Annotated in this window: 12 protein-coding genes and 1 pseudogene; 3 read left to right on the forward strand and 10 right to left on the reverse strand. The window is 39.2% G+C overall.

Annotated features, from left to right (window positions below; translation table 11 throughout):
- Positions 1-41 precede the first annotated feature (41 nt).
- Positions 42-224: pseudogene (locus tag FZF09_RS23040) on the reverse strand (Rdx family protein); the annotation flags it as partial.
- A gap of 155 nt (positions 225-379) precedes the next feature.
- Here FZF09_RS23040 and selD point away from each other — a divergent pair.
- Positions 380-1432 (forward strand): selenide, water dikinase SelD, encoded by a 1053-nt coding sequence (selD, locus tag FZF09_RS09960; RefSeq protein WP_158736438.1) that lies wholly within the window; start codon positions 380-382, stop codon positions 1430-1432.
- A gap of 165 nt (positions 1433-1597) precedes the next feature.
- Here selD and FZF09_RS09965 read toward each other — a convergent pair whose 3' ends face one another.
- On the reverse strand, positions 1598-2188 hold the full coding sequence (locus FZF09_RS09965) for a TMEM164 family acyltransferase (protein ID WP_158736439.1): 591 nt from the start codon (positions 2186-2188) through the stop codon (positions 1598-1600).
- Positions 2189-2465: 277 nt separating this feature from the next.
- Between FZF09_RS09965 and FZF09_RS09970 the strand changes: the two genes are divergently transcribed.
- Positions 2466-2654 (forward strand): hypothetical protein, encoded by a 189-nt coding sequence (locus tag FZF09_RS09970; protein ID WP_158736440.1) that lies wholly within the window; start codon positions 2466-2468, stop codon positions 2652-2654.
- Positions 2655-2844: 190 nt separating this feature from the next.
- On the opposite strand, the gene FZF09_RS09975 is transcribed toward FZF09_RS09970, so the two are convergent.
- The 6 genes from FZF09_RS09975 to phnD all read right to left on the reverse strand — a co-directional run bounded on the left by FZF09_RS09975 (position 2845) and on the right by phnD (position 9779).
- Positions 2845-4296: a carbon starvation CstA family protein gene (locus FZF09_RS09975; RefSeq protein WP_158736441.1), complete on the reverse strand. Its 1452-nt coding sequence runs from the start codon at positions 4294-4296 to the stop codon at positions 2845-2847.
- Between the two features lie 386 nt (positions 4297-4682).
- The gene (locus FZF09_RS09980) at positions 4683-5420 is read right to left on the reverse strand and encodes a LytR/AlgR family response regulator transcription factor (RefSeq protein WP_158736442.1); all 738 of its coding nucleotides are present in this window, start codon (positions 5418-5420) and stop codon (positions 4683-4685) included.
- Positions 5421-5424: 4 nt separating this feature from the next.
- Positions 5425-7158: a sensor histidine kinase gene (locus FZF09_RS09985; RefSeq protein WP_158736443.1), complete on the reverse strand. Its 1734-nt coding sequence runs from the start codon at positions 7156-7158 to the stop codon at positions 5425-5427.
- Between the two features lie 147 nt (positions 7159-7305).
- Entirely contained in the window at positions 7306-8055 is a 750-nt protein-coding gene (gene phnC, locus FZF09_RS09990; protein ID WP_158736444.1) for a phosphonate ABC transporter ATP-binding protein, read from the reverse strand.
- Positions 8056-8076: 21 nt separating this feature from the next.
- The gene (gene phnE, locus FZF09_RS09995) at positions 8077-8838 is read right to left on the reverse strand and encodes a phosphonate ABC transporter, permease protein PhnE (RefSeq protein ID WP_158736445.1); all 762 of its coding nucleotides are present in this window, start codon (positions 8836-8838) and stop codon (positions 8077-8079) included.
- 29 nt (positions 8839-8867) lie between these two features.
- Positions 8868-9779 (reverse strand): phosphate/phosphite/phosphonate ABC transporter substrate-binding protein, encoded by a 912-nt coding sequence (gene phnD, locus FZF09_RS10000; protein ID WP_158736446.1) that lies wholly within the window; start codon positions 9777-9779, stop codon positions 8868-8870.
- 130 nt (positions 9780-9909) lie between these two features.
- Between phnD and FZF09_RS10005 the strand changes: the two genes are divergently transcribed.
- A complete protein-coding gene (locus FZF09_RS10005; protein ID WP_158736447.1) occupies positions 9910-10797 on the forward strand; it encodes a selenium metabolism-associated LysR family transcriptional regulator in 888 nt (295 codons plus the stop codon).
- A 5-nt stretch (positions 10798-10802) separates the two neighbouring features.
- Here FZF09_RS10005 and FZF09_RS10010 read toward each other — a convergent pair whose 3' ends face one another.
- On the reverse strand, positions 10803-11825 hold the full coding sequence (locus FZF09_RS10010) for a glycosyltransferase (RefSeq protein ID WP_158736448.1): 1023 nt from the start codon (positions 11823-11825) through the stop codon (positions 10803-10805).
- A 1-nt stretch (position 11826) separates the two neighbouring features.
- Positions 11827-13722, reverse strand: coding sequence for a selenocysteine-specific translation elongation factor (selB, locus tag FZF09_RS10015; protein ID WP_158736449.1), 1896 nt, complete (start codon positions 13720-13722; stop codon positions 11827-11829).
- Between the last annotated feature and the right edge of the window lie 62 nt (positions 13723-13784).

Here is a 13784-nt window from a genome sequence, read left to right on the forward strand (position 1 = left end):
AAAGCCAGAAAAAATAAATTTTTTCTGGCAAGCCTTCCAAATTAACTTCCGAGCTTCTCTACAAGTTCATCTTCATCTGGGAAATCGCCCGTTTCCTTTTTGGAAAAAATTTTCTCTCCATTTAATGAAACTTCAAACACCCCGCCAGAACTAGTAATAAGCTGGATTGATTCAATTTCTCCCCTGTATTTATCATATAGTTTGTCCGTGAGACTCACGGCTTTAGGAGCATAGTTTCACTGCATGCAAAATTCAATACTTAATTTCATCGTTTCTCGTCCTTTCTTCGATAGGTTTCTTTTTTCATTTTAGTTTATCGTTTGTATTCATGCAAACAAACGAATTATAATAAGACTAGATGCCGACTGGAGGTGAGCGTATGAGTAAGGAAGAAAAAATCAGATTAACAAGCCTGTCTTCAAAAGCTGGCTGAGGATGCAAAATTGGTCCTGAGGATCTGGCGCAAGTATTGCGTCACTTACCTGAACGAGAGACAGACCCTAATTTGCTAGTAGGTATGGATACTTCTGATGATGGGGGTGTCTATAAACTAACAGATGATATTGCCCTCGTACAGTCGGTCGATTACTTTACACCGATTGTGGATGATCCATATATGTTCGGGCAAATTGCTGCTGCTAACGCGTTAAGTGACATATATGCCATGGGGGGAAAACCAACAACGGTATTAAACATTGTCGGCTTTCCTATTAAAGAGCTTCCCGATGAAATTTTAGCCGGTATGATGAAAGGAGCATCTGATAAAGTAGACGAAGCAGGAGCTGCCATCGTAGGCGGTCATTCAATTGATGATCAGGAACCAAAGTTTGGACTGGCTGCAACCGGTATTGTTCACCCAGAAAAAGTATGGGCAAACAAAGGGGCAGAACCAGGAGATGTTCTCGTGTTAACTAAGCCGCTTGGTGTTGGTATTTTAACAACCGCTATTAAACGAGAAGCTGCAACTGCCGACCAGGAAAAAGCCGTAACTAAAGTAATGGCACAGCTTAATAGAACGGCTGCTGAAACATTGTCTGCTTATACTCCTCATGCCGTTACAGATGTCACAGGATTTGGCCTTCTCGGTCATGCATTTGAAATGGCAGAAGCGAGTCATGTTACATTTTCTTTTGATTCGGAAACGATTCCGCTTTTAGACGGAGCAGCTGCCCTAGCGAAACAAGGAATTATTCCTGGAGGTTCCAAGGCAAATGCTAACTACCTTGCACCTCACATTGCCCGAGAAAATCATATTTCTGAGTTAATGCAGTCTATTCTTTGTGATGCCATTACATCGGGCGGTCTCCTCATCGCCATGTCAGAGGATGAAGCTGCAAATTATGTCCAAGACATGCATGATAAAGGAGAAACCGATTCAACAATCATCGGTAAAGTAATAGAAAGAAATACAAAATCCATTTATCTCAAGTAATAAATAAGTACAATGTATAACAGCCAGACCATAGACAAGGTCTGGCTGTTTATTATTTGATAGCCATAGGAAGCGTTTAAAAAGACTCTTCCTAAAATAAAAACCAGCTTTGATAAATGATTATCTAATACTGTTTTTTCAATATATGGCTTTGAATTTTTCGAGTCAATGCTTAATTCCAGAGCCTCCAACCCTTATCATTGTTGTCATTATTTTCATCCCTTTTAATAAATAATAGAAGCCAAATAAGGTTGTCAAAGTTGCTGCGTTAAGAATGAAATAGTAATTAACTGGCAGTTGAAAAACAGGAGTTGTAACAAACATATAATTAGAACCTATGATGGGATTGATGATTCCTACACAGGCTGCACATAAATAAATGAAAACACCATTATACATCATCGTTTTATAAGAAATCTCAAATCTAATTTTGATTAAATGATAAATCCCAATAAATAGTATGACAAGATGATAATAAAAAAAGTAAATAGCATATTCTGTTCCATAGGAAACAATGCCAAATGGGTAGGAAATGGCAATTGCCGGTCCAATAATTAATGGACAAATCATGATTTCTATAATTCTTTTGTCGTTTTTGAGTGCAGCATATACCGCGAGTATTTGCATAATGTTGCATAGATGTAAAGGGGATTGTCTAGAAATATCAAACAAACCGTCCTTTACCAACATAGAATAATAAATACTCCAGCCGATCGTTATCAAAACACATACTGTGATTCGAAATGTTTTAGTCATTTTACCACCAATAGCAAATATTCGCAGGGTTTTAGCTTATTATTTCAAATGGATTCACAGTTTATGTATATTTATTTTGTAAAGAATTACTAGCGAAAAGGTAAAATCAATGACTTTTGCCCCTGTCAACACTGCATCCGCAGCAACTTTTCTATTGTTCCATTCCTACCTTTTTAATCCATTTAAATATTCTGCTAGTACTTTAAACTTGTTCCTCCCAATGACAGACATTTTCCGCTATTATTCACATAGTATGATGGAGAAAGGAGGAATCAAGATGGATAGTTGGATTTTTTTAATGTTAGCAAGTATTTTGGCTGGGTTTGCTTTAATAAAAGTTCCATTAGAAGGGACCTTCTTAGAAGGTATCATTCCCGTTACTACTATCATTGGAATTCTTTCTGTACTAATTTTTTCTTTTTATCTTATTTTTAAAGGTGTAAGGTTTCTGTTTGGTAAACATTAAAAGAAAGGCTAAAAAAACCCAAGCGAATCGCTACAAGGTTGAATTGTGTGCGTCTAAGCAGGCTTGGCACAGAAATTTACCAGCACATACGCCAAATTTAATACTTTGTTATTTTTGAAAAAAGAAACTCCTCCGCCTTAAAAGAGCCGAGGAGTTTCTTTTTCATGTCAATATCCTTATGCATTGATTTTTACGCGACATTGTTCTTATCATTAACACCTTCTTCTAACGGAATTTCGTTCGTGCGGGCTTTGTTCGCTGCTCGGAAAAAGAGAACGGTTACAATAATCGTTGCAATTGCAGCACCAATGTAGGAAAGGTTCATTGGTAAGCCAAAACCGATCGGTGCATTCAAAATATAAGTTGTCGTGGCCATCGTCATAAATATTCCTGGAATCATAGCAATCCAATAGTTTTTCTTTGCAATAAATAGATACATTGATCCGACCCATAAAGCAATTACCGCTGTAGACTGGTTTGCCCAGCTAAAGTAACGCCAAAGCAGCTCAAAATCAACATTAGTTAATACAAAGGAAATAGCAAATAGTGGAAGAGCAATCCATAAACGACTACGCCATTTCTTTTGAGGCAGTTTAATATAATCGGCAATAATCATTCTTGCACTTCGAAAGGCCGTGTCACCAGAAGTAATTGGCAGAACGATAACACCAAGTACAGCTAATGTTCCTCCAACGGCACCAAGCATTAAAGTGGACGCTTCACTAACAATGGCTGCCGGACCTCCATCTGCAAGCAGTTCGTTTAACCCTGCAGGGCCGTTGAACAGACTCATCGCAGCTGCCGCCCAAATCATGGCAATAATTCCTTCTGCAATCATCATTCCGTAAAAGATTTTACGACCTTGTTTTTCATTTTGTGTCGTACGAGAAATTATTGGTGTCTGTGTAGCATGAAAACCTGATAATGCCCCACATGAAATAGTTAAGAACAATAATGGAAAAATTGGTGCATTGTCAGGATGAAGATTTGTAAAAGAAAGTTCTGGGATCGGTGCTCCGGTAAACACCAGCATTCCCCCGACACCAAGTGCACTAATTAATAACAAAGCTCCTAAAAACGGATAAACGCGGCCTATGATTTTGTCTACAGGTAAAAGTGTAGCAACAATAAAATAAACAAAGATAGCAGCTAAAATGAGACCCATCGTTGTCCAGCCATTTGATAAACTAAAAAGCAGCTCAGCTGGAGCGGAAACAAACACGGTACCAACTAATACAAGCAGCAAAACAGCAAACGCATTAACCACATGCTTCATTACATTTCCTAAAAATTTACCTGCAAGTTCAGGCAAGTGAGCACCACGATTACGAATCGAGATCATACCTGTTAAATAATCATGGACGGCTCCAGCAAAAATACAGCCAAATACGATCCAAAGAAAAGCTACAGGCCCATAAAGCGCTCCCATAATTGGTCCGAAAATTGGTCCAACTCCTGCAATATTCAGCAGCTGAATTAGTGAATTCTTTTTCGTATTCATCGGCAGGTAATCTACATTATCTTGATTAACATAAGCTGGAGTGGTCCTGCCTTCATTGACTCCAAACACTTTTTCTACAAACTTCCCATATGTGAAATATCCGATAACTAATAAAATAATGGCAATTAAAAAGGTATACATGCTATTATCCTCCTTTTCATAACTATGAATGCGGTTACATAGAAGTATAACGCAGCGTACGCTCTAATAGTGAATACAGGAAGTAACATGTAGAAAACCAGCACTATCATGTCGTATTACCACACTCAAACGCAAAAAATGTAAACCTTTTCTTATGATTCACTTGGACAACATGATAACATCGCTTTTCCGTATCCATATTTTCACAAAACTAACCGGAAGTTCCGGTTTACTCGCCTATCTACGCAATTTACTCGCCGTTTTATTGATTTTACTCGCCAATCTCTTAATAAGGACTTGGACGACTAACGACATCACTTACAACACTATCCGTTTCCCATCTGAGCAAAATGAAAAAACAGTTCGCTTTATCCAGCGAACTGCTTTTACAGTTCTAATCGTGCTCTTAATGCTTTCACGTAGTTTCGACTAACAGAAAGTGTATTCTTTGCGCCTTTCACTTCAAGTTGATAAGCGCCGTTAAACCATGGAGTAAGGCGAACGACATAATCTAAATTGACAAGATAGCTTTTGTGTATTCGAAAAAAAGCATAAGAAGACAGCCTTGTTTCTAAATCTTTTAATGGTGTTTTCACTTCATATGTCGCCTTATTTGTAATAACCTTTGAAACTTTTTCCTCTCGGTAGATATAAATAATTTGTTTTGGATCAAGGTAAAATATTTCACCATCTTCATCGACCGCCAGTTTTCCAAGTGGTTTTTTTATGGTTTGGTTTTCGGTTGATGATGGCTGCAAAATTTTTTTAATTCTCTTAATCGCCTGGTTTAATTGATCTTCATCATAAGGTTTTAACAAATAGTCGATAGCTTCGTAACGAAAGGCTTCTGCTGCAAATTGTGGATAAGCAGTGGCAAATACAATTAGCGGTACTTTTTTTAATTCTTCAAGTGATTTAGCTGTTTGCATGCCATTCATTTTTGGCATTTCTACATCTAAAAACATAACGTCTGGTTCAAGTTGGAGAGCTTTAATAATAGCATTTTCTCCGGAATCAGCTTCACCTACAATGGAAAGCGAAGGATGTTCACTGATTAAATGTTTTAATTCATCCCGGCTGTAACGTTCGTCATCAACGATGAGTACGGTAATAGCTGTTTCCATTTCATTATCCTCCTTCACTAGGTAAGAAAAAAGTGATCTCCGTTCCAATGTCAAGTTTGCTTGTTATTTGAAGGGCAGCTTTCTCCCCGAACGTCATCGTAAGTCTTCGATTAACATTGAAAAGTCCAATGCCCGCTCCCGTTTCTGACAATGTCCGTCCATGTTGAATCTTATCAATCGTCTCTTCAGCCATCCCTTGTCCATTATCTTCTACTTTCACTTCTACTCCATGCTGATTTTTGTGAATAACAATATTTACGAAACAATCCTCGTTTTTATTTTTCAGTCCATGTTTAATTGAGTTCTCTACAATTGGCTGCAGTGTAAGCGGTGGAATGTTTGTCTTAAGCCCATCCTCATCAATGTCGTAGAAGATTTTTAACTTATCTACAAAACGTGCTTCTTCTATCGCTAAATAAGCTTTAACGTGCTGAAGTTCTTGGGCCAAAGATATCATATCAACGGTAGTACCAGTTAAATTTTGTCGTAAAAAATGAGAAAGTGACACAAGTAAATTCCGAGCTTTTTTAGGATTCATTCGAATCAAAGAAACAATGATATTAAGCGAGTTAAAAAGAAAGTGAGGACTAATTTGTGCTTGTAAAGCTTTAATTTCCGCTTCTTTTGCAAGCTGGTATGCTTTATCTGCTTGGGCGACTTCAAGCTGATGACTTAAAAGATCACTCAGCCCTGCAATTAATTCTTTGATAATACTAGTAATTTCTTTTTCGGAATGAAAATAAATTTTTAATGTTCCAACAGTTTCACCACGCTGCTTTAATGGGGCAATAATAGCTGCACCGAGCTGGCAATCTTCATTCGCGCAGTGTATCGTTTGATCCGTGGCAACCACAAGCGTTCCTTTGTTTAGTACATTTTTTGTTATATCCGTTTGGATAAGGCTGTTCGTACGATGATGAGAGCTTCCGTCCCCAATATGAGCCAATATATGGGTTTGGTCTGTAATGGCCACTGCACTGGAATCAATCTCATTGTATAAAATCCGGCAAACCTGCTGGGCAGATGCCGTTGTCATGCCCTGGCGGAGGTGTGATAATGTTTGATCAGTTATCCTTAATGTTTTTTGTGCTTGCAAAGCCCCTGCTTTTTCTTCTTCATTCATTACATTTTTTATCACTAAAAGAAAAAGAGCTGAACCGAGTCCGTTGGCGATAATCATTGGAATACCAATGGCTTCCACCAATGTGACAGCTGCTTCGAATGGCCTTGAAAGCATTAAAATAATGACCATCTGCACTGCTTCGGCAACCCCTCCTACAAAAAATGCGGTTTTAAGTTTTACATGATGGTTTCGCTTGTACACTGCCCCTGCGATAAGACCAGCTGCGATAGAAGCGATACTGCATGAAAAACCGGTAAAGCCGCCAAGAGTAAAACGATGAATACCAGCGATGAGACCAGCACCTAAGCCTACTTTATAACCTCCAAGCAACCCAGCTAATACAACACCAATTACTCGAGAATTAGCAATTGCTTCATCTGCAGCAACTTCAGCTGTCCAACGATTAAATTGGAGAGTTTCCGTACTAAAAGTTAATCCAGAATACGTTCCTATAATACCAAAAAAGCCAAAGAAAAAAATCGCGGTATACTGTTGTTTTCGGTTTAACCGGTCTTGATAAAACAACCCTCTAAAAAAAGGAAACCGAGTGAGGATAAACGCAATCGTTACAATAATCCCCAGACGTTCTATCATCGTGAACAATAATTCAAACATGAATGTACCCCTTATTACATGCTTTTGGCATGGTTAGATTAAAACGTTTATATAAACAATTGGTTACTTTATTCTTTTCCAAAAAAGTGTAAAAAACTCGAGATACCACATTAGGATCTCGAGCATTAATTGAATATAAAAATCATTTTACGCTTGAAGCGCTTTTCCGTAAATAGTTTCAAGGCCTATAGAGGTTAAGTCGTCTGGTGAGCCATTAAAAATGACTTCACCATGAGATAATCCGATGATACGAGTGGCAAATTCCTTAGCAAGTGTAACATCATGAACATTTATTATCGTGGTGAGATTTTTCCTTTCATGGATCTCTCTTAAAAGCTGAAAAATTGATCGGGCTGTGCCTGGGTCGAGACTTGCAACCGGTTCATCTCCTAAAAAAACTTCGGGCTCCTGCATAAGTGCTCTGGCTACTCCAACGCGCTGTTTTTGTCCACCGCTGAGCCATTCTACCCGTCGGTCAGCCATTTCTTCCAAACCGACTTGCTTTAATATCGCTTGTGCTTTGTCTTTTTCGGATGGGGAAAAAACACCTGCAAACGCCGCGATGGCACGTTTTTGCCCAAAAAGACCCGTTAAAACATTATGTTCTACCGTTAGCCTAGGAATAAGATGAAAATGCTGAAAAATCATACCGGTTCGGCTTCTCCACTGTCGTTTTTTCCATTCTGACCAATCAGCAATATCGCTCCCATCAATGATAACTTGACCGTCTGTCGCCTGCTGCAAAGCGTTAATCGTACGTATCATAGTAGATTTACCTGCGCCGCTTGGACCTAGTACACAAACAAACTCCCCTCGATCGAAGGAAAGATTTAGATTATTCAAGGCAGGTTCCTCAGATTTTGGGTAAAACACAGTCACATTATTTAACTCAATCATTTTCTCACCTCGTGCACTTGCTTAAATAACTTTTTTACGTACGAACGCTCCAAATAAATCTACAATAATAACCAAGAGCATGATCAATATAACTTCTACTGTTACAGCTGTATAGTTAAAACTGTTAAAATCATTAATTAGTTTCTGTCCAATTCCACCCCCGCCAATGAACCCAAGAATCAGGGATGTGCGAATGGCTACCTCAAAACGATAAAAGTAATGGGATAATACATTTGGCCAAATTTGCGGCAATATCGAAAATAAATTTCCAATACGCCGTCCTGCTCCTACCGATTGCATTGCTTCTTGAGGTCCTGCATCAGCTGCTTCAATAAGTTCTGATATTAATTTGCCCAAAACTCCAATATTATGAAGTAAAATAGCCATCACTGCAGGAAACGGACCAAGCCCTAATACGACAACAAACACCAAACCAAATACGATTTCCGGAACCGAACGTAGTATAGATAAAAAAAACCGGTTAACATAATACAGAAAAAGGTTTGCCGTTGTATTTTTTGCAGCTGCAAAGCTTAACGGCAAGGCAATGAGCAATGCAATAAATGTTCCTAAAAAAGCTACAGCTAATGTGACAAGAATAGGATCAATAAGACTTGGCAATATATCCCAGCTTGCCGGCAGAAACCGATCATGAATAAAAGAATATGCATTGCTGAATTCTTCAAAATTGTGCCATTCAAATTCTGTTTTCCCCATGCTCCACCAAGTAAACAGCCCTAACAGGACTGCATAAACCCAGGCTCTTTTCCGGAACCAGCTCATTGCCTTTACTCCTTTACTTGACTGTAATGCTAATCTTCAATGCTTTCCATATTCAGCATGCCAAAGTCTTCGGCTGCTTTCGAAATACTTTCATAATGGCTGTGATCCGTTTCTACAAACGCCGAAGCACCGCCGAATATTTCAAGAATCTCTTCATCTTCGATACTAGTAAATGCATCTTGTAATGCTTGTTTTGTTTCGTCATCCATATCACTTGGAACCGCCCAAGGATATTGATATAACTGTTCTGATTCCCATATAATTTTTAGTTGACTGTCGTCTACTACTCCATCAGCAACTAATTCATTGTAAATAGCACTGTCAATCGCACCAGCATCTACTTCCTGACTTTCAATTGCGCTAGCTGTAACATCATGTGAACCCGTGTAACGAACCGATGCAAAATCATGTTCGTCTTCGGACTCAAATACACCTCTGTCTCTTAATTCAAGACCTGGAATGAGAGAACCGGAAGTAGAAGAAATACTTCCAAATGCAAAATCAACTTCCTCGGAATCCCCCAGTAGATCATCTAAGCTGTCCCAGGGCTGGTCTTTATGGGTAAGAATGTAGGAATAATAATAAGGTTCTCCATCGATTTCTTGTGTAATTATAGCTTCTGCTCCACTTTCTTCATTTGCAACAACATAAGTAAGCGGTCCGAGATAAGCCATATCAATATGCCCATAATTTAAAGCTTCTACAACCGCATTATAATTAGGATAGTGTTCTACAGCTACTTCCTGGTCCATGCTATCATTTAACGTATCTTCTAGTTTTGCCAACCCTTCTTCCATTTCTCCAGAAGATTGTGCGGGTATTACGGCAATTTCTAATGCATCCTCAGCTTCACTGCCATTTTCATTTTCTTCATCAGCCCCGCCGCAAGCTCCTAAAAAAAGTAAGGAACTTACAGCAACAGCAATAGGCCACGTTCTCATCACAGTACCCCTCCCCATTTCTAATTTGTAATGAGTATGATTCCATATTGGAATACCCTTGCGTTAATAAGCTATCACTGTTTATGATCATTGTAAAGGATTTAGCATCTGTATAAAGGAGCACCTCAAAATGAATGAAAAACAATTAGAGGTTTTTGCAGAGCTTGCAGCTTGGCGGAGCTTTTCAAAAACAGCTCAAAAGCTGGGCGTATCACAATCAACCGTAACAAAACAGCTTAAAAGCCTCGAACAAGAACTTGGCAGCCGTTTAATAAACAGACAGACTGCTGCACTAACAGAAGAGGGCGAGCTAGTATGTGAAAAAGCAAATGAATGGCTGAAAGAATGGAGAGATCTTCGCAAACTCTGTCAAAAGCGCGGAAAAAAGTATACACAAACCTTACGAATCGGTGCAAGCACAACACCAGGGACATATTTTTTACCATCTATATGTAAAGAATGCCATAATCAGTTTCCACATCTGCGTTTAAACCTTTATATTGATGATTCAAACAATGTTTTAACATTACTTTCTGAAAACAAAATAGATATTGCGGTTGTCGGCACAAAATCGTCTTCTGCCACGATCGATATGTATCCGCTTTGGAAAGACCGACTTGCCGTTATCGGTCCTCCTGATGCAGACGATGACCCAATTACTCACTTTTCTGATCTTCAATCCTTTTCTTTTGTAAAAAGAAAGCAAGGCTCTGGTACGTACCAAGCGGTCGAGATAGCTTTAAGCAGCTGGAGAGGCTCACTCCCTGAGTTAGAAACAGCTGCTATAGTACCGAATACGGAAAGCCTGCTTTCTCTAGTAGAAGCAGGGATAGGCTACGGATTTATTTCCGAATTAGCCCTTCCTTCGGCAAAAGCGAGAGGCTGTGTTTTCAAAGGATTTTTGCCGTATAATAGAGACTTTTATATTGCCTGTTCAAAAAGTGTTGAAGACATGGAAACGGTTACCGCTTTTAAAAACGCCGCGGAGATATGGAAAACAGTTTATAGAAAAACATAGAGCCATTACTCCAATATATTTCTATACAGTTCCATGTACCGTTTCGCTTCTTCTGCAGGATGATGATAAGTCAAAACGTAGTCACGAGCCTGCTCGGACAGCTTTTGGTAAAGTTCACTGTTAGAAAAAAGCTGTTCAAATTGACTGGAAAATTGGTCGGGCGATGAAAATAAATAGCCATTGCAGCCAGGCTGCACAACACTCTGGTTGCCCGGGTTGTTTCTAGCTAATGCAGGAACTCCCTCTGTCATTCCTTCTAAAAGACTGACAGGTTGTCCTTCTGATTCAGAAGTATTGACTACCGCATCTGCCCATTTATAAAGGATGTGCATTTCTTCTGGTTCAACTGGCGGATAATAGGTAAACCAAGGGCGTTTACTAGTTTCATGAACGACTTGCTGCTCGATTTCTTTATTTAACGGCTCTCCTATCAACACAAATCTTATATTAGGATAGGACTTCTTTTTTTCATCTAGTTCATCAAGCATGTACAGCACATCTTTCACAGGACGAAGACCAGCTGGCAGCAAAATGTTGGGGAAACCATTGGGCAGTGCCAAATTGGTATGCTGTTTAGCTAAGGGTATATTTACAGCCTGTGGAATAACATGTATTTTTCCACGAAGGAAGGGGAAATCCTGTACCGCCTTTTCTTTTCCATCTTCAGTAAAAACTGTTAATGCTGCTGCATCCGCTAAAAGCTGGGCCATGCTGTCTTTTTTTTGTTGTTCTTTTAGATCTACATTTATATCTGTTCCGCCGGTGGTTAAAAGAAACGGTTTTTGAATGGAGATTTCATTCGAATTAAGCCAATCAGCAGTTCTTCTAACATGAAGAGCATGAACAATATCTGCTTGTTCTAAATATTGTTGTCCAAAACCGGTTTCCTCTTCAAAAGCAAAGACATTCACGGTTACACCAGCTTTATTTAAATATTCCTTCATTCGTTTTGCAGTGGTCGCATTACCTCGTTTTGAGTAATAATAGGGTGTTAAATATAATACGTTTAATTTTTCTCCGGTTTTCATGTCAGTTCCGCCACACTCTTTCCTGATCTATTCTTTTTGTCCTTCCTGATTCATCCATCCACTCTAAAAGGGGAACTAGATATTTCCTTGTTAAGCGAAGTACTTCTTTTGCCTCCTGCAGGGTAAATGAGGCTGGGTGGTGAACACGAAGCTTTTGTGCAGCTTCATCTGCTGCTTGCAAAGACCAAATATGCTTATCATCCATTCCGACAGCTTCCTCTTGGTGCATAAGCGACCATTTCAATTCTTCTGATAGTTCTTTTGGCAGCTGTTGTTCTTTTGCATACTCGTCCCACGTTTTCACTGAAATCCCGTCTTTTCTCCAGTTTTCTAGCAATTGCTGCATCCTTTTTTCCCAGCCTTTTGGATAATACGGGACGAAACTATGCAGAGATACATATTGTTTATGCTTTTTGATTTTGTTCTCTGTTTCTGCTTCTTCTAAAAATCGTTCGATGAGTTCTTTTGGCAGAGATCGTGATTTCAATGACTGCAATTCTTCTTTATTTTTACCTGTTCTTAAAGGATACATTTCATGATAATCTTTTAATTCATCTATTAATTCCTCCCAAAACTGTTCGTATGTTTCCTTTAACACCAGTTTCTTATTAGAAAGCTCCCAAATCGAGCTATTTTCTAGTAATTGAGTCACCAGCTCATTCACGTCCTCTTTCGTTAGTCCTGTCTGTTTCGCAATATCTTCTCTTGTCAGCCATTTTTCTTCAAGAAGAGCGCTTTTAATGTGTTCGTCGGGTGTGCCTTCTAATTCTTTTTCAAGACGCTGCACCGATTTTTCACCAAAAGGAAGACGTTCTCCTTGAGGATTTATGATCCAGCCGCCTCCGATTGTTTCAGTAGGTGTTGGCCGGCGTAAAATAAACCGATCTTCTCGTTTGGTAACGACCGGTTTGTCTAAGCGCAGCTGACAAACTACTTTTTGTACTCCCGGTTCTAATACATTACGGTCAAAAAACACTATGTTTCCGTAAACTTCGGCAGTGCCAAGATGAAGCTTTATATATCCCCGCTGTTTTAAAGCATAGAAAAATTCTTTAGAAGTGAATAATACAACGTGAACGATAGATGTAGTGACATAATGTTCGGCAGCCACAACGACATCTCCTCGTCTTATTTCTTCTTTTGAAACACCGCTAAGATTCATTGCAAGCCTTTGACCAGCAACACCTTCCTGTACTTGACTGCCGTGAATTTGAAGCTGTCTTATTTTTGTTTTTTTACGTTTTGGGAGGACTTGGACCGTATCTCCTTCGAAAATACTTCCTTCATATACGGTGCCTCGTACAACGGTTCCTTGTCCATGGACCGTAAACACCTGATCAATTGGAAGTCTAAAAGCCCCTTTTTTGTCTCGAACAGGGATTTTTTCTAAAATATATATTAACTGTTCACGGACTTCTTCTACTCCGCGACCGGTCAAACTATCGACAAATACCATCTCTGCTTTTTCAAAAGGGGTTCCCTTTACTTCTTCACGAATGTCTTCTCCAGCAAGCTCCAGCAAATCATCATCTACTTTATCTGCCTTTGTGACCGCAATAAGTCCGCCCTTTACATCAAGCAAAGATAAAATATCGAGGTGCTCTTTTGTTTGCGGCATCACTCCTTCATCCGCGGCAACAGTAAGGACAACTGCATCAATGCCTGCTACTCCAGCAATCATCTGCCGGATAAACCTTTCATGTCCAGGAACATCGATAATGGAAACATCCAAATCATCTGTTAACTGTAAAGGTGCAAATCCGGGCTCGATTGAAATATTACGTTCTTTTTCTTCTTTTAAACGATCCGTATCTATTTTCGTTAATGCTTTTGTTAGCGTGGTTTTTCCGTGATCGATATGACCAGCCATTCCTATTGTTAATGTCCTCTTCCCCATTTGACTTCCCGCCTTTTTATTGCTCGATCCGATACTATTTATTATGTGTCCATCTTACTATA

Origin of the sequence: Alteribacillus sp. YIM 98480, from assembly GCF_009765375.1 — a bacterium.
GTDB lineage: Bacteria > Bacillota > Bacilli > Bacillales > Marinococcaceae > Alteribacillus.

Bases quoted from the DNA above. Each gene is read 5' to 3' on its own strand.
- FZF09_RS09965 (WP_158736439.1), bottom strand. From the start codon at position 2,188: ATGACTAAAACATTTCGAATCACAGTATGTGTTTTGATAACGATCGGC.
- FZF09_RS09970 (WP_158736440.1), top strand. From the start codon at position 2,466: ATGGATAGTTGGATTTTTTTAATGTTAGCAAGTATTTTGGCTGGGTTT.
- FZF09_RS09975 (WP_158736441.1), bottom strand. From the start codon at position 4,296: ATGTATACCTTTTTAATTGCCATTATTTTATTAGTTATCGGATATTTC.
- FZF09_RS09980 (WP_158736442.1), bottom strand. From the start codon at position 5,420: ATGGAAACAGCTATTACCGTACTCATCGTTGATGACGAACGTTACAGC.
- FZF09_RS09985 (WP_158736443.1), bottom strand. From the start codon at position 7,158: ATGTTTGAATTATTGTTCACGATGATAGAACGTCTGGGGATTATTGTA.
- phnC (WP_158736444.1), bottom strand. From the start codon at position 8,055: ATGATTGAGTTAAATAATGTGACTGTGTTTTACCCAAAATCTGAGGAA.
- phnE (WP_158736445.1), bottom strand. From the start codon at position 8,838: ATGAGCTGGTTCCGGAAAAGAGCCTGGGTTTATGCAGTCCTGTTAGGG.
- phnD (WP_158736446.1), bottom strand. From the start codon at position 9,779: ATGAGAACGTGGCCTATTGCTGTTGCTGTAAGTTCCTTACTTTTTTTA.
- FZF09_RS10005 (WP_158736447.1), top strand. From the start codon at position 9,910: ATGAATGAAAAACAATTAGAGGTTTTTGCAGAGCTTGCAGCTTGGCGG.
- FZF09_RS10010 (WP_158736448.1), bottom strand. From the start codon at position 11,825: ATGAAAACCGGAGAAAAATTAAACGTATTATATTTAACACCCTATTAT.
- selB (WP_158736449.1), bottom strand. From the start codon at position 13,722: ATGGGGAAGAGGACATTAACAATAGGAATGGCTGGTCATATCGATCAC.